Source organism: Chimaeribacter arupi, from assembly GCF_002858805.1.
Taxonomy (GTDB): Bacteria; Pseudomonadota; Gammaproteobacteria; order Enterobacterales; family Enterobacteriaceae; genus Chimaeribacter; species Chimaeribacter arupi.
Genome location: NZ_PJZI01000028.1, coordinates 53302 through 73390 on the forward strand (window position 1 = coordinate 53302; position 20089 = coordinate 73390).

The 20089-nt window shown below is 58.7% G+C and carries 17 protein-coding genes; 9 read left to right on the forward strand and 8 right to left on the reverse strand.

Annotation, left to right across the window (positions count from 1 at the left end):
- Positions 1 to 77 precede the first annotated feature (77 nt).
- The 3 genes from uvrD to CYR52_RS15995 all read left to right on the forward strand — a co-directional run bounded on the left by uvrD (position 78) and on the right by CYR52_RS15995 (position 4781).
- Positions 78 to 2240, forward strand: coding sequence for a DNA helicase II (uvrD, locus tag CYR52_RS15985; protein ID WP_072931313.1), 2163 nt, complete (start codon positions 78 to 80; stop codon positions 2238 to 2240).
- Positions 2241 to 2624: 384 nt separating this feature from the next.
- Entirely contained in the window at positions 2625 to 3575 is a 951-nt protein-coding gene (gene corA / locus CYR52_RS15990; protein WP_072931315.1) for a magnesium/cobalt transporter CorA, read from the forward strand.
- Positions 3576 to 3707: 132 nt separating this feature from the next.
- The gene (locus CYR52_RS15995) at positions 3708 to 4781 is read left to right on the forward strand and encodes an AbrB family transcriptional regulator (RefSeq protein ID WP_246538727.1); all 1074 of its coding nucleotides are present in this window, start codon (positions 3708 to 3710) and stop codon (positions 4779 to 4781) included.
- Here the strand turns inward: CYR52_RS15995 and rarD are convergent.
- Both rarD and CYR52_RS16005 read right to left on the reverse strand, forming a co-directional pair.
- Entirely contained in the window at positions 4778 to 5665 is an 888-nt protein-coding gene (rarD, locus tag CYR52_RS16000; RefSeq protein ID WP_072931317.1) for an EamA family transporter RarD, read from the reverse strand. The two genes, CYR52_RS15995 and rarD, sit on opposite strands and share 4 nt — an antisense overlap.
- A gap of 82 nt (positions 5666 to 5747) precedes the next feature.
- Positions 5748 to 6218 (reverse strand): thioesterase family protein, encoded by a 471-nt coding sequence (locus CYR52_RS16005; RefSeq protein WP_072931320.1) that lies wholly within the window; start codon positions 6216 to 6218, stop codon positions 5748 to 5750.
- A 211-nt stretch (positions 6219 to 6429) separates the two neighbouring features.
- On the opposite strand from CYR52_RS16005, the gene pldA reads away from it, so the two are divergent.
- The 3 genes from pldA to rhtC all read left to right on the forward strand — a co-directional run bounded on the left by pldA (position 6430) and on the right by rhtC (position 9931).
- A complete protein-coding gene (gene pldA, locus CYR52_RS16010; protein WP_072931322.1) occupies positions 6430 to 7308 on the forward strand; it encodes a phospholipase A in 879 nt (292 codons plus the stop codon).
- A gap of 67 nt (positions 7309 to 7375) precedes the next feature.
- Positions 7376 to 9208: an ATP-dependent DNA helicase RecQ gene (recQ, locus tag CYR52_RS16015; protein ID WP_101828927.1), complete on the forward strand. Its 1833-nt coding sequence runs from the start codon at positions 7376 to 7378 to the stop codon at positions 9206 to 9208.
- A 99-nt stretch (positions 9209 to 9307) separates the two neighbouring features.
- Complete coding sequence (rhtC, locus tag CYR52_RS16020) at positions 9308 to 9931, forward strand: threonine export protein RhtC (RefSeq protein ID WP_072931448.1); 624 nt, start codon at positions 9308 to 9310, stop codon at positions 9929 to 9931.
- A gap of 465 nt (positions 9932 to 10396) precedes the next feature.
- Here the strand turns inward: rhtC and rhtB are convergent, their stop codons facing one another.
- Positions 10397 to 11017 (reverse strand): homoserine/homoserine lactone efflux protein, encoded by a 621-nt coding sequence (gene rhtB / locus CYR52_RS16025; RefSeq protein ID WP_072931328.1) that lies wholly within the window; start codon positions 11015 to 11017, stop codon positions 10397 to 10399.
- Between the two features lie 114 nt (positions 11018 to 11131).
- Here rhtB and pldB point away from each other — a divergent pair, with 114 nt between their 5' ends.
- On the forward strand, positions 11132 to 12163 hold the full coding sequence (pldB, locus tag CYR52_RS16030) for a lysophospholipase L2 (RefSeq protein ID WP_101828928.1): 1032 nt from the start codon (positions 11132 to 11134) through the stop codon (positions 12161 to 12163).
- A gap of 27 nt (positions 12164 to 12190) precedes the next feature.
- On the forward strand, positions 12191 to 13000 hold the full coding sequence (yigL, locus tag CYR52_RS16035) for a sugar/pyridoxal phosphate phosphatase YigL (RefSeq protein WP_072931337.1): 810 nt from the start codon (positions 12191 to 12193) through the stop codon (positions 12998 to 13000).
- A gap of 45 nt (positions 13001 to 13045) precedes the next feature.
- Here the strand turns inward: yigL and CYR52_RS16040 are convergent, their stop codons facing one another.
- The 5 genes from CYR52_RS16040 to CYR52_RS16060 are packed head-to-tail and all read right to left on the reverse strand — an operon-like array spanning position 13046 to position 18671.
- On the reverse strand, positions 13046 to 14104 hold the full coding sequence (locus tag CYR52_RS16040; protein ID WP_206605021.1) for a glycoside hydrolase family 130 protein: 1059 nt from the start codon (positions 14102 to 14104) through the stop codon (positions 13046 to 13048).
- The gene (locus CYR52_RS16045) at positions 14085 to 15680 is read right to left on the reverse strand and encodes an alpha-amylase family glycosyl hydrolase (RefSeq protein ID WP_101828930.1); all 1596 of its coding nucleotides are present in this window, start codon (positions 15678 to 15680) and stop codon (positions 14085 to 14087) included. The genes CYR52_RS16040 and CYR52_RS16045 overlap by 20 nt, the downstream gene beginning before the upstream one ends.
- Positions 15681 to 15690: 10 nt before the next feature.
- Positions 15691 to 16518 carry a carbohydrate ABC transporter permease gene (locus CYR52_RS16050; protein ID WP_072931450.1) on the reverse strand — a complete coding sequence of 276 codons (828 nt, stop codon included), beginning with the start codon at positions 16516 to 16518 and terminating at the stop codon, positions 15691 to 15693.
- Positions 16519 to 16520: 2 nt separating this feature from the next.
- Positions 16521 to 17396 carry a carbohydrate ABC transporter permease gene (locus CYR52_RS16055; protein ID WP_072931347.1) on the reverse strand — a complete coding sequence of 292 codons (876 nt, stop codon included), beginning with the start codon at positions 17394 to 17396 and terminating at the stop codon, positions 16521 to 16523.
- 3 nt (positions 17397 to 17399) lie between these two features.
- A complete protein-coding gene (locus CYR52_RS16060; RefSeq protein WP_241522424.1) occupies positions 17400 to 18671 on the reverse strand; it encodes an extracellular solute-binding protein in 1272 nt (423 codons plus the stop codon).
- Positions 18672 to 18903: 232 nt separating this feature from the next.
- Between CYR52_RS16060 and CYR52_RS16065 the strand changes: the two genes are divergently transcribed.
- Positions 18904 to 19944 carry a LacI family DNA-binding transcriptional regulator gene (locus CYR52_RS16065; protein ID WP_241522425.1) on the forward strand — a complete coding sequence of 347 codons (1041 nt, stop codon included), beginning with the start codon at positions 18904 to 18906 and terminating at the stop codon, positions 19942 to 19944.
- Positions 19945 to 20089: the final 145 nt, after the last annotated feature.

Below are 20089 nucleotides of genomic sequence, written 5' to 3' on the forward strand. Positions count from 1 at the left end.
ATTCTGTATATATCCCCAGTGAAATGCCCGGCATCCGGTTGCCCGGCGTTTTCTCCTTACCCAGACAGACGGTGCCTATGGACGTTTCTGACCTGCTCGACAGCCTGAATGATAAACAACGTGAAGCCGTGGCGGCGCCACGCAGCAACCTGTTGGTGTTGGCCGGCGCGGGCAGCGGCAAAACGCGGGTGCTGGTGCACCGCATCGCCTGGCTGCTCTCGGTGGAGAATTGCTCGCCCTATTCGATTATGGCGGTGACGTTCACCAACAAAGCAGCGGCTGAGATGCGCCACCGCATCGAGCACCTGATTGGCACCAGCCAGGGCGGGATGTGGATCGGCACCTTCCACGGGCTGGCGCACCGCCTGCTGCGTGCGCACCACCTGGATGCCCGGCTGCCGCAGGATTTCCAGATCCTCGACAGCGAAGACCAGCTGCGCCTGCTCAAGCGCCTGATCAAGGCGATGAACCTGGATGAGAAGCAGTGGCCGGCGCGCCAGGCGATGTGGTACATCAACGGCAAAAAAGATGACGGCCTGCGCCCGCAGCATATCGAGAGCTACGGCAACCCAGTGGAGCAGACCTGGCTGCGCGTCTATCAGGCGTATCAGGAAGCGTGTGACCGCGCCGGGCTGGTGGATTTCGCCGAGCTGCTGCTGCGCGCCCACGAGCTGTGGCTCAACAAACCGCACATCCTTAACCATTACCGCGAGCGTTTCACCAATATTCTGGTAGATGAGTTCCAGGACACCAACAGCATCCAGTACGCCTGGATCCGCCTGCTGGCCGGGGATCAGGCCAATGTGATGATCGTCGGCGATGATGACCAGTCGATTTACGGCTGGCGCGGCGCGCAGGTGGAGAACATCCAGCGCTTCCTGAAAGATTTCCCGAAGGCGGAAACTATCCGCCTGGAGCAGAATTACCGCTCCACCAGCAATATCCTGACCGCGGCCAACACCCTGATCGCCAATAACAACGGGCGGATGGGCAAAAACCTCTGGACGGAGGACGCCGAGGGCGAGCGCATCTCGATCTACTGCGCGTTCAACGAACTGGACGAAGCGCGCTTCGTGGTGAACCGCATCAAAACCTGGCAGGAAACCGGTAACGCCCTGAATGATTGCGCGATCCTCTACCGCAGCAACGCCCAGTCACGCGTGCTGGAAGAGGCGCTGTTACAGGTGTCGATGCCGTACCGCATCTATGGCGGGATGCGCTTCTTCGAACGGCAGGAGATCAAGGATTCGCTGGCTTACCTGCGCCTTATCGCCAACCGCAATGACGACGCTGCTTTTGAGCGCGTGGTCAATACACCGACCCGCGGCATCGGTGACCGCACCATTGACGTGGTGCGCCAGACGGCGCGTGAGCGCCAGCTGACACTGTGGCAATCGACCCGCGCCCTGTTGCAGGAGAAGGCGCTGGCGGGCCGGGCGGCCTCGGCGCTGCAACGCTTTACCGAACTGGTGGACGCGCTGGCGCATGACACCAGCGAGATGCCGTTGCATGTGCAGACTGACCGGGTAATCAAGGATTCCGGCCTGTGGATGATGTACGAGCAGGAGAAGGGCGAAAAAGGCCAGGCGCGTATCGAGAACCTTGAGGAGCTGGTGAACGCCACACGCCAGTACAGCTATCAGGATGAAGATGAAGACCTGATGCCGTTGCAGGCGTTCCTCTCCCATGCCGCGCTGGAAGCGGGCGAAGGGCAGGCGGACGCCTACCAGGATGCCGTGCAGCTGATGACGCTGCACTCGGCGAAAGGGCTGGAGTTTAAACAAGTGTTTATCGTCGGGATGGAAGAGGGCATGTTCCCGAGCCAGATGGCGCTGGACGAAGGCGGCCGTCTCGAAGAGGAGCGGCGGCTGGCCTACGTCGGCGTGACGCGTGCGATGCAGAAACTCACGCTGACCTACGCCGAAACCCGCCGCCTGTACGGCAAAGAGGTATTCCACCGGCCCTCACGGTTCATCGCGGAACTGCCGGAAACCTGCATCGAAGAGGTACGGCTGCGCGCCAGCGTCTCACGCCCGGTCAACACCCGCCGCATGGGCGCGCCGGTGGTGGAAAATGACAGCGGCTACAGCCTCGGCCAGCGTGTGCGCCACCCGAAATTTGGTGAAGGCACCATTATCAATCTGGAAGGCAGCGGCGACCACAGCCGCTTGCAGATTGCCTTCAACGGCGAGGGCATCAAGTGGCTGGTGGCCGCTTATGCCCGGCTCGAAACGGTGTAATCCCTGCCCGGCCGGACGCCCGCAGTGAGGCGGCGCCCGGCCTCTCCCTGACGCCCGGCGGGCGGTGATTGTTTGTTGCACATTAACTGTCGGGCGGCGGTTGACAGTCTTTTTCGTCTCAGCGTAACATGCGCGCACTATTCTTAATGAGGATCTTCGCCTTGGACACACCCAGTAGATACTGGCTCAATAACCTGTTCATAAGGTGCAACTTCTAAGGCTATCCTCCTTGCTGATAGCCTTCGTGGTTGTCAGCGACCCTCCTATTGTGTCGCCCTGAGTCAGAGCCTATCGCGGTCTGAAACACGCCGGTGTTACACACCCTTTTGGTTTCTGTGATCCATTGCGTTGCCTCTTTTTGTCGTCACAAGGGAGCAATCGCCTATGCTGAGCGCATTCAAATTAGATAACAGCCGCTTATCCCGTTTAGAGTTGGATGACGCAGACGATCTCACCACCTCGCTGTGGGTAGATCTGATCGAACCCGACGTGGATGAACGCGAAAAAGTACAGACGGAGCTGGGCCAGAGCCTCGCCACCCGCCCGGAACTGGATGACATCGAAGCCTCTGCGCGCTTCTTTGAAGACGAAGACGGCCTGCATATCCACTCCTTCTTCTATTTCGAAGATGCGGAAGATCACGGCGGTAACTCCACCGTGGCCTTTACCATCCGGGACGGCCGCCTCTATACCCTGCGCGAACGCGAACTGCCGGCTTTCCGCCTCTACCGGATGCGCGCCCGCAACCAGATGCTGATTGACGGCAATGCCTACGAGCTGCTGCTGGATCTGTTTGAAACCAAAATCGAACAGCTGGCCGATGAGATCGAAAACATTTACAGCGATCTGGAAAAACTGAGCCGGGTGATCATGGAAGGCCAGCAGGGCGACGAATATGACGCGGCGCTCTCAACGCTGGCGGAGCTGGAGGACGTTGGCTGGAAAGTGCGCCTCTGCCTGATGGATACCCAACGGGCGCTCAACTTCCTGGTGCGCAAGGCGCGGCTGCCGAACGGCCAGCTGGAGCAGGCGCGTGAAGTGCTGCGTGACATCGAATCCCTGTTGCCGCACAACGAATCCCTGTTCCAGAAGGTGAACTTCCTGATGCAGGCGGCGATGGGCTTTATCAACATTGAGCAGAACCGCATCATCAAAATCTTCTCGGTGGTCTCCGTGGTATTCCTGCCGCCGACGCTGGTGGCGTCCAGTTACGGCATGAACTTCGAATTTATGCCGGAGTTGCAGTGGTCATTCGGTTACCCTGCCGCGATCGGCCTGATGATCCTGGCCGGTCTGGCCCCTTACCTCTATTTCAAGCGCAAAAACTGGCTGTAATCGCCGGGTCGCTCCCCGCCCCGCGGGGAGCCGTTTGCCCCCCTTCTGTGATTTCCCGCACACATCGTCCCCTTTTCTGCCTGATCCGGCGTACACTACTGTTTTGATTGTTAATGAAATGTAGAAATACACATGCAGATAAAAAGGATGTCGCCCATCAGCCAATGGGCACTGCTGTTGGTGTTGTCTGGGATCGTCGGCTTTGGTTTGCAGGCCTGTCATCTGCCGGCGGCGCTGTTGCTCGGGCCGATGATCGTCGGGGTAATGATGGGATTAATGGGCGCGTCGATCCGTGTGCCGCCGCGCTGTTTCACCCTTTCACAAGGCATCCTGGGCTGTATGATTGCCCAGAGCCTGTCACCCGGTATTCTTACGCCGCTGCTGGAGGACTGGCCGATGGTGGTGGCGGTGCTGCTCGGTACTTTGCTGGCGAGCGGCCTCTCCGGCTGGTTGCTGGTGCGCTTCAGCGCGCTGCCGGGGCCGACCGGGGCCTGGGGATCGTCACCCGGCGGGGCGTCGGCAATGGTGGCGATGGCCGGGGATTTCGGCGCGGATGTGCGGCTGGTGGCCTTTATGCAATACCTGCGGGTGCTGTTTGTCGCTACGGCGGCGGCGCTGGTGGCGCGCATCGGGCTGGGGGACGACGCAGGCAGCCAGGCCGTGGCGCAGGTGTGGTTTCCGGCGCTGGACGGGCGTTTCATCGGCACCCTGGCGATCGCGCTGGTGGGTATTCTGCTCGCGCCACGGCTGCGGATCCCCTCCGGCGCGCTGCTGGTACCGGCCATCCTCGGCGCGGTGGTGCACTCCGGCGGCCTGATGACGCTGCAAATCCCGGAATGGTTATTGGCGGCAGCCTATGCGCTGATCGGCTGGACGGTGGGGTTGCGCTTCACGCGCGATATCGTGCTGCTGGCACTGCGCACCCTGCCGCAGATGCTGGCGTCGATTTTTGGCCTGATGCTGGTGTGCGGGGCGATGGCCTGGGGGCTGACCCAGGTGCTGCCGGTGGATCTGATGTCGGCGTACCTCGCCACCAGCCCCGGCGGGCTGGACACGGTTGCGATCATTGCCGCAGGCACGAAAGTGGATATGTCATTTGTGATGGCGATGCAGACGCTGCGGCTGGTCACCATCCTGGTCACCGGCCCGGCGATGGCGCGTTTTATTTCGCGCCATGCCGGTAAGCCGCCGTCCGGCATGCGTTAGCGCGGTTTGCGTGTGCTGTAGAGCGCGTCCAGCGTAAACAGCAGCAGGCCGCCCCAGATAAAGGCAAAGGTCACCAGTTTGTCATTGCCGATGGTTTCACCGTAGAACGTCACCGCCAGCACAAACATCAGCGTCGGGCCGAGGTACTGGAAAAAGCCCAGCGTGGAGAGACGCAGGCGGGTGGCCGCGGCGGTGAAAAACAGCAGCGGGATGGTGGTGACAATCCCGGCCGCCACCAGCAGCAGGTTCAGCGTCATGGGGTTGGCCGTCAGGTGGCTGGTCGGCGTATCGGCAATAAAGAACAGGTAAATCACCGCCGCCGGCAACAGCCACAATGTCTCAATCAGCATCCCGGTTTGCGCATCAATGCCGATCTTTTTGCGCAGCAGGCCATACAGCGCAAAGCTGAACGCCAGCCCCAGCGCAATCACCGGCAGTGAGCCGAACTGCCAGAGCTGTACCAGCACGCCGCACACCGCCATCGCTACCGCCAGCCATTGCAAACGGCGGAAGCGCTCTCCCAAAAACAGCATCCCAAGCAGCACATTCACCAGCGGGTTGATAAAGTAGCCGAGGCTGGCCTCCAGAATGTGATGGTTATTCACCGCCCAGATAAACAGCAGCCAGTTGCTGCCCACCAGCAGGGCCGTCACGGCGAGCAGCAGCAGCCGTTTCGGCTGGTGCACAATGGCGCGCACCTTGTCCCAGTTGCGGCTGACCGAGAGCAGGATCAGCATAAAGAAGAAAGACCAGACCACGCGGTGGGTCAGGATTTCGCCGGGCGGCACCTGCTCGAGCAGCTTGAAATAGGCGGGGGCGATGCCCCAGATAAAATAGGCGGCAAGGGCAAAAAAAATGCCGTGCCGGGTCTGTTTAGCATCCATGTGTTTGGCCTGAAAGAAAAAGAGGGCTTAGTGTACTGAGGTTGCCGGGCCTTTGCCCGGCCTGTTTGCACATCCGTGCGGATTAGCCCACCAGATAGGTGGCGGTGGCGCTGGCGATATGCAGCCCGGCGTCGTTATGCAGCTCGGCCCGTGCAACCGCGACTTTATTCCCGGCACGCAGCAGGCTGCTGGTGGTAATGAAGTGGTCACCGCGCCCCGGCCGCAGGTAATCCACCCGCAGATCGATGGTGCCCATTTTGGCCATGCGTTCGCGCAGCGTTTGTTCGGTGAGTTCGTCATGGCGCAGCAGGGCGCTGCCGACACACGCCAGCCCGGCGGCCACATCCAGCACGGAGGCGATCACCCCGCCGTGCAAAATCCGCTGCGCGGCGTTGCCGACCAGCCGGGTCTGATGCGTAAAGGTCAGTTCAACGTGCTGTTCATCGAACGCGGCCAGCTCCAGGCCCAGCTCACGGTTGAACGGCATATCGTAGACAAAGATTGCGCCAATCAGCCGGCGGGCGGCGTCCTGGGAAAGTAACGTGGCAGACATACATCTCCTTGTGGGAAAACATACCCTGTGGGAAAACAGGCGGGCAAGCGCCGTTATGTTAATTTAATGTGGATTCTATGCTTCTCATTTGTTGCTTTCCAGCTGCGCGCCGATAATTCGAAACACCACTAATCGCTGGTCGTATTTGTGTGTAAAATGGCCTCCCTTCGGGGTGAGCCTATTTATTTTTTTCAGAGTGATTGGAGGGGTTATGCGCAGTTATTGGGGGATCGGTATGGTGTTGCTGGCAGCACCGGCTCTGGTTCAGGCAGAAGAAGCCACCGTTAAAGAAATTCATGATTACCCCACAGTGCGTGGCAGCGTCATCGCCAGTATGTTGCAGGAACATGATAACCCTTTTACCCTGTATCCTTACGAAACGAACTATCTGTTGTATACCTACTCAGATAAGATAAATACCAAGGCCATCCAGTCCTATGACTGGGCCGACAACACGAAAAAAGATGAGGTGGAGTTCCAGCTGAGCCTGGGCTTCCCGATCTGGCGCGGCATCCTGGGGGACAACTCCCTGCTGGCGGCGTCTTATACCCAGCATTCGTTCTGGCAGCTCTCCAACCGGGGCGAGTCGTCACCGTTCCGTGAAACCAACTATGAGCCGCAGGTCTTCGTCGGCTGGGCCACAGATTACAGCTTCGCCGGCTGGACATTGCGCGAAGTGGAAACCGGGTTTAACCACGACTCCAACGGCCGCTCTGACCCGACGTCCCGCAGCTGGAACCGCCTCTATATGCGGTTTATGGCGCAGCACGGCAACTGGCAGGTGGACCTCAAACCCTGGTATCGCCTCCCGGAGAGCGACGCCAACGACGATAACCCGGACATCACCAAATACATGGGCTATTACCGCCTGAAAGTCGGCTATGCCTGGGGTGACAGCGTCTTCAGCATCAACGGCCGCTATAACTGGAACACCGGCTACGGCGGCGCAGAGGCGGGGTGGAGCTATCCTATCACCCGCCATGTCCGCTTCTACACGAAGGTCTTCAGCGGCTACGGCGAATCGCTGATCGACTACAACTACAAGCAGACGCGTATTGGTGTCGGTGTCATGCTCAACGACATTATGTAACTGTGCTGTTTGTGCATCATCACCGGCGGGGCCATTGCCCGCCGGTTCGTAAAAATTGGGGAAACGAGTGTCTACGGCGGCAGTAATCAATAAAGCGTTGCTGGCCGAGCAGGTGTTACACGACACCTTCGGCTACCAGCAATTCCGTCCGGGTCAGCAAACCATCATTAACACCGCGCTTGAAGGGCGCGACTGTCTGGTGGTGATGCCCACCGGTGGCGGCAAATCCCTGTGTTACCAAATCCCTGCCCTGGTTATGGATGGCCTGACGCTGGTGGTCTCACCGCTGATCTCCCTGATGAAAGACCAGGTTGACCAGCTGCTGGCCAACGGTGTGGCCGCGGCATGTCTGAATTCCAGCCAGACCCGCGAGCAGCAGCACGAGGTGCTGGCAGCCTGCCGCAGCGGCCAGATCAAGATGCTCTACATCGCGCCGGAACGGCTGATGATGGACAACTTCCTCGACCAGTTGCCGCAGCTTAACCCGGCGATGCTGGCGGTTGACGAAGCACACTGTATTTCCCAATGGGGCCATGATTTCCGCCCTGAGTACCGTGCGCTTGGGCAACTGAAATCCCGCTTCCCCGATCTGCCGGTGATCGCCCTCACGGCCACCGCCGACGACGCCACGCGCAATGACATCGTGCGTGGGCTGGCGCTGCATGACCCGCTGGTTGAGATCAGCAGCTTTGACCGGCCGAACATCCGCTACACCCTGGTGGAAAAGTACAAACCGCTCGACCAGCTCTGGCGCTTCGTGCAGGACCAGCGCGGCAAATGCGGCATCATTTACTGCGGCAGCCGGGCGAAAGTGGAAGACACCACCGCACGGTTGCAGGCGCGCGGCCTGAGTGTCGGCGCGTACCATGCCGGGCTGGAGAGTGAGCAGCGCGCCCGGGTGCAGGACGCCTTCCAGCGTGATGATTTGCAGGTGGTGGTGGCGACCGTGGCGTTCGGCATGGGCATCAACAAACCCAACGTGCGTTTCGTGGTGCACTTTGACATCCCGCGCACCATCGAGGCCTATTATCAGGAAACCGGGCGCGCCGGACGTGACGGCCTGCCCGCCGAGGCGATTTTGCTGTATGACCCGGCCGACATGGCCTGGTTACGCCGTTGCCTGGAGGAGAAACCCGCCGGGCCGCAGCAGGACGTGGAACGCCACAAACTCAATGCGATGGGGGCCTTTGCGGAAGCGCAGACCTGCCGCCGCCTGGTGTTGCTGAACTACTTCGGCGAAGGGCGGCAGACGCCGTGCGGCAACTGCGACATCTGCCTTGATCCGCCGAAACGTTACGACGGGCTGCTGGACGCGCAGAAAGCGCTCTCCGCAGTGGCGCGGGTCGGCCAGCGGTTCGGCATCGGCTATGTGGTGGAAGTGCTGCGCGGCGCGAATAACCTGCGTATCCGTGACAACGGCCACGATAAGCTGTCGGTGTATGGCCTGGGCCGCGACCAGACCACCGAGCACTGGGTCAGCGTGTTCCGCCAGCTGATCCACCTCGGGATGATAAGCCAGAACATCGCCATGCATTCGGCACTGCAACTCACCGAGGCGGCGCGGCCGGTGCTGCGCGGTGACGCGCCGCTGCAACTGGCGGTGCCGCGTATCCAGGCACCGAAAACGCGCAGCGGCAGTACCCCCAAAAGCTACGGCGGCAATTACGACCGCAAGCTGTTCGCCAAATTGCGTAAATTGCGCAAATCGATTGCCGATGAGGCGAACGTGCCGCCCTATGTGGTCTTCAATGACGCCACCCTGCTGGAGATGGCGGAACAGATGCCGACTTCGCCGGGCGAGCTGCTCAGCGTCAACGGCGTCGGCCAGCGCAAACTGGAGCGCTTCGGCACGCCGTTCCTCAGCATGATCCGTGACCATCTCGACAACGACGACGACTGATTGACCCGCTCCCTGAAAACATAACCTGATGTGATGGCAACTTAACCGGCCATCACATACTATTCTGGTTTCCCCCCTTTTCTTGTGAGCGTCCTGCTGATGTTAATCCTGTTTTTGACTGTCGCTTTGGTGCATCTGGTGGCCCTGATCAGTCCCGGCCCTGACTTCTTTTTTGTGTCCCAGACCGCCGTCAGCCGATCGCGCCGTGAGGCGATGATGGGCGTGATCGGCATTTCGCTGGGGATTGTGGTCTGGGCAGGCGTGGCGCTGATGGGCCTGCACCTGCTGCTGGAAAAAATGGCCTGGCTGCATCAGGTGATCATGGTCGGCGGCGGCCTCTACCTGCTGTGGATGGGCTGGCAATTGCTGCGCTCCGCCAGGGCCAAACAGGCGGCTCCTACCGATGAGGCCCCGAAGGTGGAGCTGCCGGCGCGCGGTCGTACCTTTATGCGCGGCTTCCTGACCAACCTCTCCAACCCGAAAGCGGTGATCTACTTCGGCAGCGTGTTTTCCCTGTTTGTCGGGGATGATGTCGGCAGCGCCGAGCGCTGGGGGCTGTTTGTCTTGATCGTGACGGAAACCTTTGCCTGGTTCTCCATCGTCGCGATGGTGTTCGCCCTGCCGGTGATGCGCCGCGGCTATCAGCGGCTGGCGAAATGGATTGATGGGGTGGCGGGGGTGTTGTTTGCCGGGTTTGGGATTCACCTTATTATTTCGCGGTGAGGGCTGGGAGCTGAGCGCTGGGATTTGGAGTGGTGGAATGTTTCGGTAGGGGTGGGAGGTTTCGGTAGGGGTGGAATGTTTCGGTTGTTCATGTGTCGTTGTCTACCTGAGCCTCATAGCCTCAACCGAGCAGGGCCTGCCGGCGCGCCGGCCCTGCACCCGCGCGCTTTCGGTGCCCCGGCTGAATCATTGCCCGCGTAGCGGGTGCCTTCGCTTCACCTCCGGGCTTTTCGGGCCGCCGCAGACACGCTCCCGGCGTGGCTGCGACTCTCGCACACGTCGTGTGTGCTCGCCCGGCCCTGCGGCTCACTCAGCAATGATTTTTACGCCCCCACCAGAATTGCAAATTCTTGGGTATGTAAGGAAAGAATAGGCGGGGGCTTTTGAGGGATCGCCCAGTTTGGCCATTAAAACAACGCGATAAAAAAGGGCAGCCTCTTGGCTGCCCTTTTGCGTGAGGGGTTTTTACACCCGTCTGGCGGTGGCCAGCAGGGCGCCGACCAGCATAAACAGTGAGCCGAAAATGCGGTTCAGCAGCGTCATCTGTTTCGGCGCTTTTACCCAGTTGGCCAGGCGGCGGGCGAGCATGGCGTAACCAATCATCACGATGATATCCACCACCACGGTCGTCACGCCGAGGATCACATACTGTATCGCCTGCGGCTGGTGCGGCACGATAAATTGCGGGAACAACGCCGCGAGGAACACGATGCTTTTCGGGTTGGTGAGGTTCACCAGCAACGCGCGGCGGAATAGCTGGCGGCGCGGCATACTGCCTGCCAGCGCGTGCAGGTCTACCGCCCCGGCGGCGCGCCATTGCTGGATGCCGAGCCAGATCAGGTAGGCGGCACCCAGCCACTTCAGCAACTCAAACGCCAGCAGCGACTGCGAAATCAACGCGCCCAGCCCGATCCCCACCAGCACGATGTGCAGGCTCAGGCCCAGCTGCAACCCGGCGATAGAGGCCACCGCGCCGCGGTAACCGTGGCTGAGGCTGGTACTCATGGTATTAATGGCACCTGAACCAGGCGACAGGCTGAGAATAACGGTTGTCAGAAGGTAGGTTAACCACCAATCCAAGGTCATGGGCAAGGCTCCCTGATTACATTGTTTTGTGCCACAATACGCTATTGTCAGGGGTTGCGCTACGGCCTCACCGCGCGCGTATTTTGCTGCATCACAGGGCTACGGACAGACGCGATGTCACATATTTATGATAGCTGGCTCACCCGGGAATTAGGCTTCGCCGCTTTCTCCACCGGGCCGCTGCTGGATTTCTGGCGCGGCAGGCAGGAAGGCGAATTCATGGGCGTCAATAACGTGGCGATCCGCTACGTCCGCTTTTGCCGTCCTGGCCATGACAAAGTGATCGTGGTGTCACCGGGGCGCATTGAAAGTTACATGAAATACCCGGAGGTGGCTTATGATCTGTTCCACTGCGGCTATGACGTGATGATCCTTGACCACCGCGGGCAGGGGCGATCCGGCCGGGTGCTGGAAGACAGCCACCGCGGCCATGTGCATCTGTTTGATGATTACGTGGAGGATTTCGCCACCTTCTGCCGGGACGTGGTCGCACCGGCCGGTTACCGCCATCACTATGCGCTGGCGCACTCCATGGGCGGCGCGATCCTCGCGCTCTACCTGGCGCGCCGCCGGGCTGCCGGTGTGCCGCCCCCGTTTGATGCCGCCGCCCTGTGCGCCCCGATGACCGGCATTTTCCTGCCGATGCCGGGGTGGATGGCACGCCGCATCCTGAACTGGGCGGAGAGCAAACCGGCGCGGCGTGATTTCTACGCCATCGGCACCGGCCACTGGCAGCCATTACCGTTTCTGGTGAACCGCTTAACCCACAGCCGTGAGCGCTACCGGCGCGCCGTGCGCTACTACGCGGACTATCCTGAATTGCAGGTAGGCGGCCCGACGTACCATTGGGTGCGTGAAGGGGTACAGGCGGGCGAACAAATTCTGGCAGAGGCCAAACATATTGATACGCCGCTGCTGCTGTTGCAGGCCAGTGAAGACCGGGTGGTGGATAACCGCTCGCAGTGGCTCTTTTGTCAGGCGATGGCGAAAGCGGGGCGTCCGTGTGAAGGGGGCAAGCCGTTGGTCATTAAAGGCGCACGCCATGAGATCCTGTTCGAACGGGACGACCTGCGCGCGCAGGCGCTGAACGCCATCATGCGCTTTTATGCGCAACATCCTCAATCCGGCGGCGAGGGCTGCCCTTAACACCATCAGAGGTTAGAACGTATTCCTATGTACCATGTTGTCGCATCCGATTTAGACGGCACGCTGCTGTCGCCCGACCATACCCTGACACCCTATGCCAAAGAGACGCTGAAACTGCTGACCCGTCAGGGCATCCATTTTGTTTTCGCCACCGGCCGCCACCATGTAGACGTCGGGCAGATCCGGGATAACCTCGAGATCAGCGCCTTTATGATCACCTCCAACGGTGCGCGTGTGCACAATACCGAAGGGGAGCTGATTTTCTCGCATAACCTCGACGGTGAGATCGCCCGCGATCTCTACGGGATCGTCCATGACAACCCGAAGATCCTGACCAACGTCTACCGCAATGACGACTGGTTTATGAACCGTGACCGCCCGGACCAGGATGAGTTCTTCCAGGAATCCGTGTTCAAATACACCCTGTTTGAGCCGACGCTGCTGGAAACCGACGGCATCTGCAAGGTCTACTTCACTTGTGAAGACCATGACGAGCTGCTGCAACTGGAAGAGACGATCAACGCGCGCTGGGGCGAGCGGGTCAACGTCAGCTTCTCCTTCCCGACCTGCCTGGAAGTGATGGCGGGCGGCGTCTCCAAAGGCCATGCGCTGGAGCAGGTGGCGGCACTGGCGGGTTACTCACTGGCGGACTGTATCGCCTTTGGTGACGGCATGAACGATTTCGAAATGCTTTCGGTCGCCGGGAAGGGCTGCGTGATGCGTGACGCGCACCAGCGCCTGAAAGATCGCCTGCCGCACCTGGAAGTGATTGGGTCGAACGTGGATGATGCGGTGCCGCATTACCTGCGCAAAATGTACCTGTCCGACCCGGCGTAACGGCCGGGCACACGGGATAAACGGGCACCGGGTGCCCGTTAACGCTTAGGCCAGGCCGAGGTGCGCCCAGAGGTCGGCCAGGCTTATCTGTGCCAGCGCCATGCATTCGTCGGCCGCGCCGTAGTAAATCATCAATTGCTGATCCTCAATCAGTGCGCCGCAGGTAAAAACCACGTTGCCGAAAAAGCCCTCCACCTCATAGTCTGCCTCCGGCTGTAACAGCGGTGTGGCCGATTTCGCCAGAATCTCCAGTGGGTTGGTTTTCTCCAACAGCATCACGCCGAGGCAATAGCGCTGCTGCTGGTCCACGCCGTGGTAAACCTGCAACCAGCCGCGATCGGTCTCCAGCATCGGCGCGCCGCCGCCTATTTTCAGCGCGTCCCATTCGCCGGTGGCGCTGCCCAGCAGGTGCCGGTGGTTGCCCCAGTGCAGCATGTCCGGTGATTCACTCAGCCAGATCTCCGGTTTACCGAAATATTTGGGCGATGGGCGGGTCAGCGCCTGGAATTTGCCGTTGATACGCGCCGGGAAGAAACAGACGTCGCGGTTATCCGGGCAGAGGATAATCCCCCTTTTTTCCACCTGGTTGAAATCGTCAGTGACGGCCAGCGCAGTAGCAATCCCATAGGGAGACACCGCGGAATAGTTGATGTAATAGCGCCCGTCAATCAGGGTAATCCGCGCATCTTCACAGCCAAACTGCTCATATTCGTTATCCGGGAAAATAAACGGCGCGTCATCAAGGGTGAATTTTACGCCGTCACGGCTGCGGGCCAGCCGTAAGTGGGAAAGTGACGTCAGATAAACATCACTGGGATCGGCCTTCCGTGTAATGGCTCTCGGGTCGCTGAAATCATAACGCGGGTCGTGGCGGTGGAAGGTTTTGGTGCGCGGCCGCCAGGTGCCGTCTTCCTTCACCAGCAGCGGCACAATCAGCTCATCCGGGTCAGCGGAGATGACGCTCTCCGCCACCCGTAACAGCAGGATGATCTCGTCGCCCCAGCGGGTCACCCCGGCGTTAAACACGCACTCCACTTTCATGCCCGGCCGGGAGGGCGTGACGTCGCGCGGGGTAATCAGTGGGTTAGCAGGACTGCGGACTATTTTCATGGTTTCCCTTCTTAATCAGAACGTGATTTTTTTCGAGGTCGCGGCTGTCATCACCAAATAAAACAGGCAGGCCGTTGCCAAACAGCGGATTGGGGCGCGGGGCACCAAAGTTGATCAGGATATGCAGGGTCTCTTGCGCATTTTTCCGGGTGATCAGCAAACAATCGCCTTGCTGCTCAAGCTGCTGGTACGCACCGTTTTGCAGGGCAGCGTGGCAGTTACGGAGCTGAATCAATTGTTTGTACTGGTTCAGAATCGAATCCGGCTGCCGGCGCAGTGCGCGGGCGTTGACGGTGGCCGCATTGCGGTGCACCGGCAGCCAGGGGGGCACCGCGGAGAACCCGGCGTGTGGGCTGTCGTCCCACTGCATCGGTGCGCGTGAGGCATCGCGTGACTGCGTCATCGCCAGTGCCAGCGCCGCCGGGTGGGATTCCCCTGCCGCGCGGGCGGTGTGGTAGTGCGTAATGCCCTGGATATCCTGCAACTGCTCCAGGCATTCCGGTACAAAATCGGTGAGGCCCAGTTCATCGCCGTTATAGATAAACGGCACGCCTTTGGCGGTGATTTGCAGTGCAAACAGCGCCACGGCGCGGGCCACATCGCGCGCGTTCTCGCCAAAGCGGCTGATCATGCGTGACATGTCATGGCTGGAGAAAAACAGCGTCGGCACACCCGGTTGCCGGGCCTCCATCTCCACCAATTGCTGATAGATCGCACTGACGCTGAAGGTTTTCTGGCTGCCGAGGTTGAAGTTGAACACCACATCCAGCAGTGCCCCGCCCTGATAACGGCAGAGGGTCTCCAGATCCTCACTGCCGACTTCGCCAATCAAAAACGCCTCGCTGCGCTGCCGGATGTAACGGCACAGGTGCGTGAGCACCGGGATGAGCCCCGGCTGATTGATGTCATGCTCGTGGCGCTGCGTGCTGCCGTCCCAGGGGTTGTCAGCGCCGATGCCGTCAGTGGTGAGGAAATTGATCACATCAAAGCGGAAACCGTCCACCCCTTGCGCCAGCCAGAAGTCGATCACCCGCTCGATCTCCCGGCAGACCTGCGGATTGCCCCAGTTCAGGTCAACCTGCTGCGGGGAGAACTTGTGGTAGTAGTACTCGCCGGTAGGGGATTCGCGCGTCCAGGCCGGGCCGCCAAAGAAGCTCTGCCAGTTATTCGGTTGTGGCCGGAAGAGAAAGTAATCCCGGCAGGGGCTGTCGGGGGCGTTCAGCGCCTGCTGAAACCACGGGTGGGCGCTGGAGACGTGGTTAATCACCAGATCAATAATCACCCGGATATTGCGCTGATGGCAGCCCGTGACCAGCTCACCGAACAGGGCCAGGTTGCCGACACGCGGGTCAACGCCGCAATAGTCAGAGATGTCATAGCCGTTATCCACCCGCGGCGAGGGGTAAAACGGCGTGATCCAGATGCCCGCAATCCCCAGTTCCGCCAGGTAGTCGAGTTTACTCAGCAGGCCGTGGAAATCGCCCAGCCCATCTGCATTGCCATCGCAAAACGAGGGCAGATACACCTGGTAAAACACCCCTTTGCGCCACCACGCCACCGGCTCACCCATCGCGCGCTCCTTATTTCAGGGAAAGTGACATCCCTTCCAGGAAATGTTTCCTGAAAAGGATAAACAGAATAAAAATCGGGAAGGTCTGCACCACGGAACCGGCCATCACGGGGCCGAGATAAATACCGTAGGATTTATTAAAGGTGGCCAGTAATACCGACAGCGGCATTTTTTGCGCGTCCTGCATCACAATCAACGGCCAGAGGAAATTGTCCCAGGCGGCGGTAAAGGTAAATAACGCCACAATCGCCAGGATCGATTTATTCAGCGGCACCATGATGTGCCGCAGGATTTTCCACAGCGAGGCGTGATCCAGCCTGGCGGCGTAAATATAGTCATTCGGTGTGCCTTTAAAACTCTGGGACACCATGAAAATGCCCCAGGCGCTCATCACAAACGGCAGGATCAGCGCCCCGTAACTGTTTATCAGCCCCAGTTCACGGATCAACACAAAATGCGGGATGATAAACATAAAGGCCGGGAACACCATTTGCAGAATCAGCAGGTTTTTAAACGCGGCCTGCCCGCGGAAGGTCATTTTCGCCAGCGCATAGCCGATGAGCGCGGAGCTGGCCGTCACGCAGCCGGTAATGGTCAGGGTAATAAACAGCGAATTAAGCAGGGTGCGTAAAAAAGGCTTTTCCGCTTTCCCGGCGTCATCAAATAAGAACCGGTAATTATCAAAAGAGAAATGGCCGCCAAACAGGGGGGTGGTATAAATCTCTGTGGTCTCTTTCAGTGAGGAGAAAAACATCCAGAGATAGGGGTAGAGCCAGGTCAGCGCCAATAACAGCATCAGGCTATGGATAATCACTGAGGTAAAGGTGTCTCTTTTCATGGTCATACTATCTCAATGTTTTTTTCCAGCAGCTTGCGCACCAGCCAGATCAGGCTGAAGCTGAACGCGGCGACGAAGATGGACATGGTGGCCGCCCAGCCCGGTTGCATACGCCGGAACGCCGCTTCATACATCACCACCATCGGCGTGGTGGTGCTGTCCAGCGGGCCGCCGCCGGTGATCAGATAGGGTTCGGTAAACAGGGCAAAGGCCACTGAAATTGCCAGCACCAGCACCATCACGATTTGCGCATTCATCAGCGGCAACGTCAGGCGGAATAGCCGTTTAACCGGGCGGGTCTGGTCAAGGGCAGCGGCGTCATAGATCTCTTTGGGAATGGCGAGCAGGCCGGAATAAAAAATCAGCCCGTAATACCCGACAAATTTCCAGGTCACGATCAGGGCAATGGAGATCATCGCGACATCGGGCGCGGTAAACCACGGCACATTGAGGCCGAAATGCGCTTGTAAAAAGAGATTGATTGGGCCGTATTCACTGAACAGCTTGGAAAAGACAATCGAGTACGCCACCCCGGATGACACATTGGCAAGCAGAAAACTCAACGCAATAAACGCCTTGCCATAGTTAAGTTTGCTGAGGCCGAACGCAAATAACAGCGAGGCGGAAAGCACGATCGGCAGGTAATAGAGCAAGAACAGAAACACGTTCTTCATCGCTTTCCAGAACAGCGGATCATGCAGCACCGCCAGGCAATTTTTCAGCCCGCTAAAGGTCGGCAGACCGATAAATTGCCAGTCGGTAAAGCTTAATATTCCCAGCCAGAGAAAAGGGTAGAGCCAGAATACCAGCGTATACCCGAGATAGGTGGAAGCCAGCAGGCCGCCTAATGAAGACTCTTTTATCGTCAGCTTGAACATAGGTTATTTACCCAGGGCGTGGTTAATCTCGTCTGCTGATGTCTGCAATGCCTGCGCCGGGGAGCGGTTCTCAAATATCGTGCGCTCGATCATTTGGGTCATGCTGCGCTGGACGTCAATAGTCCGGGTGGTGGCCGCCGGTGGGGTGGCGCGGTTGACGTAAGAGATAATCTCTTTGGCCAGCGGGTTATTTTCCAGGTAAGCGGAAAACAACGGGTTGGTCAGCAAGTCTTCCCGCGCCGGCGGCATATTGGTGGCTTCCAGCCATTTCACATCATATTTCGGGTTGGAATAAACCCATTGGATAAATTTCCAGGCCTCTTCTTTTTTTTCGGAACTGTTAAATAACACCAGCCCTTTGCTGTCGGCCATCGTCGCCGGGGCAGCGTTACCGGCGGCAGTCAGCATGGGGCCGATGCGGATGGTCGCTAATATCGCCGGGTATTGTTCGCGGTAGCGGGTAATATCCCACGGGCCGCGCACCGCGCCAATCACATCCCCGGTCACCAGCGGGTCATCCGCCGAGGTGAAATCGTAACTCGACCATTTATTCAGGAACATTTTCTGGATAAAAGTTAATACCTCCAGCCCGGCCGGATTATTAAATACTGCGCGGTCGTTATTCAGGTAGGGTTTATTGCCGGACGCCGCATAATAGAGCGGAACGAAATCAAACCAGCGATCCCACCAGTTTTTCCCGGCCGTCACCTGCATGGAATAACGGCCGCCCGCCGCCACATTCTTTTCTGACAGCGCATAGACCTCTTCGTAGGTCACCGGCACCCGGCCAATGCCCCTTTTTTCCAGCAGATCGCCGCGCCACCAATACACTATCGGGCTGACGTAAATCGGGATGACATAATTTTCGCCGTTGATTTCCCACGCCTGGGTGAAGGGTTTCATTTTCCGCGTGTCCACCAGCGCGTCATAACCTTCCAGGGTGGAGAGGTTGGTAAGCTGGCCCAACTCCGCCAGTTGGGTGGCAAAGCCGATGAAAATGTTGGTGGAAATATCCGGTTCTGTGCCGGAGGCCAGCGCGTTCATGATCGCTTCTTCCGAACTGCCGGCCACCGGGATGGCGGTGAATTCAATTTTTGGGTTACCCGGAATGGCGTTCCAGTCACGGATAACGCCGCCCCAGAAGGTTTCCTGGGTAATATTGGGGGCGACCCACATTTTCAGGGTTGAGGTTTCTTTTTCTTCTTCCGGCCCACAGCCGCTGAGTAATAGCGTTGAGCCGGTAAATATAACCGGCAATAATAATTTGGCTAGCATATATTCACCATTTAAATAATTATTCGGCAGTCATCCGTGTTATTTATTTCAGGCAAGCTCGAAGTCTTTTTTAACGCTAGCATGTGGGGTTCGCGGTTTAACGTTAAACCTGTCACAGATTTCATTTTGTTTATCGTTAAACTCCCTGCCTGACGGGAAAGGCGTGTTATGCATACATTTCGCGAATTAATCGCATAAGGTGCGGCGTGGTTTTTATTAAAGGAATAACGTAATGAGTCTGTCTGTGCGGAAGAAAATGACATTGAAGTCCATTGCGCGTGAATTAGGCGTCACCCATACCACGGTGTCGAATGCCTATAATAATCCGGATAAACTTTCGCCTGCCTTGCGGGAGCGGATTTTAAGTTACGCCTCGGCCCATTATTTTCATGGCCCGGATAATCTCGGCCGGGCATTGCGTACCGGAAAGTCAGACGCTATCGGCGTTATTTTTAATGACGCCTTGAGTTATGTCTTTACCGATCACCATGATTTAAATCTGATGAAAGGCATTGCCAATGCCTGTGAGAAAAAAGGCGCGAATATCGTGCTGATTCCGTTAAAGCAGAAAGACAACGCCAGAATACAGGCGATTAATGCCGTGGTGGATGGCTATATCCTGAATGCGACGTTTAATAACGATCAGATCATTGAAAAAGCGCTGGCGAAAGGGTTGCCGATGGTCACCACTGATTTCGCCATCCCACACCACAGCAGCGTGTCGATTGATAACGCGCGGGCGATGCAGCAGATCTGCCTGCATCTGCTGGCGAAAGGCCACCGGCGTGTCGGCATCATCTCGTTTCCGTCCCGTCAGGGCAGGCAGGGGATGTCTGCGCTGTCGGCCCCGCTCTGCGGTGATAACAGCCTGATGCTGACGCGGGTCAATGCCTGCAAAACCACGCTGGCGGCGCACGGTATCGATCTGTCCCTGTGCCGGTTATACGAGACGGAGCATGACGAACCGCATGGCGCGCTGGCTGCACAGGCATTGCTGCGTGACAGCCCGGCGATGACCGCGCTGATTTGCCTCTCTGACCGCTTTGCGCTGGGGGCGGTGCAGGCGTGCCGGGCGGCGGGGCGCGCGATCCCGCAGGAGATCGCCATCACCGGCTTCGACAATATCCCGCTGCCCGGCAGCCTGCCCGGCCTGACCACCATTTCCCAGGATGCGGAAAAAAAGGGGGAGATTGCCGCCGGGTTGTTACTGGAGGGGAAAAAAGGGGTGCATCACGACCTGGGTTTTGAGTTGATCGTGCGCGAATCGACCTGAACGGCAGGGGCACCCGGAACCGTAGCTAACGCAGGATAGAGCATGGACACATTGAGCTGTTTTACGGCGTATGACATCCGGGGTGACGTGGGGGTGACGCTGGATGAGGCGATAGCCCGGCGTATCGGCCGGGCCTACAGCGCCA

What these genes read in the sequence shown, in the direction of transcription:
- CYR52_RS16045 (WP_101828930.1), bottom strand. Translation starts at nt 15,680, where the DNA reads ATGGGTGAGCCGGTGGCGTGGTGGCGCAAAGGGGTGTTTTACCAGGTG.
- CYR52_RS16005 (WP_072931320.1), bottom strand. Translation starts at nt 6,218, where the DNA reads ATGTCTGCCACGTTACTTTCCCAGGACGCCGCCCGCCGGCTGATTGGC.
- pldB (WP_101828928.1), top strand. Translation starts at nt 11,132, where the DNA reads ATGTCACATATTTATGATAGCTGGCTCACCCGGGAATTAGGCTTCGCC.
- CYR52_RS15995 (WP_246538727.1), top strand. Translation starts at nt 3,708, where the DNA reads ATGCAGATAAAAAGGATGTCGCCCATCAGCCAATGGGCACTGCTGTTG.
- corA (WP_072931315.1), top strand. Translation starts at nt 2,625, where the DNA reads ATGCTGAGCGCATTCAAATTAGATAACAGCCGCTTATCCCGTTTAGAG.
- uvrD (WP_072931313.1), top strand. Translation starts at nt 78, where the DNA reads ATGGACGTTTCTGACCTGCTCGACAGCCTGAATGATAAACAACGTGAA.
- rhtB (WP_072931328.1), bottom strand. Translation starts at nt 11,017, where the DNA reads ATGACCTTGGATTGGTGGTTAACCTACCTTCTGACAACCGTTATTCTC.
- CYR52_RS16050 (WP_072931450.1), bottom strand. Translation starts at nt 16,518, where the DNA reads ATGAAAAGAGACACCTTTACCTCAGTGATTATCCATAGCCTGATGCTG.
- rhtC (WP_072931448.1), top strand. Translation starts at nt 9,308, where the DNA reads ATGTTAATCCTGTTTTTGACTGTCGCTTTGGTGCATCTGGTGGCCCTG.
- pldA (WP_072931322.1), top strand. Translation starts at nt 6,430, where the DNA reads ATGCGCAGTTATTGGGGGATCGGTATGGTGTTGCTGGCAGCACCGGCT.
- CYR52_RS16065 (WP_241522425.1), top strand. Translation starts at nt 18,904, where the DNA reads ATGAGTCTGTCTGTGCGGAAGAAAATGACATTGAAGTCCATTGCGCGT.
- CYR52_RS16055 (WP_072931347.1), bottom strand. Translation starts at nt 17,396, where the DNA reads ATGTTCAAGCTGACGATAAAAGAGTCTTCATTAGGCGGCCTGCTGGCT.
- CYR52_RS16060 (WP_241522424.1), bottom strand. Translation starts at nt 18,671, where the DNA reads ATGCTAGCCAAATTATTATTGCCGGTTATATTTACCGGCTCAACGCTA.
- rarD (WP_072931317.1), bottom strand. Translation starts at nt 5,665, where the DNA reads ATGGATGCTAAACAGACCCGGCACGGCATTTTTTTTGCCCTTGCCGCC.
- yigL (WP_072931337.1), top strand. Translation starts at nt 12,191, where the DNA reads ATGTACCATGTTGTCGCATCCGATTTAGACGGCACGCTGCTGTCGCCC.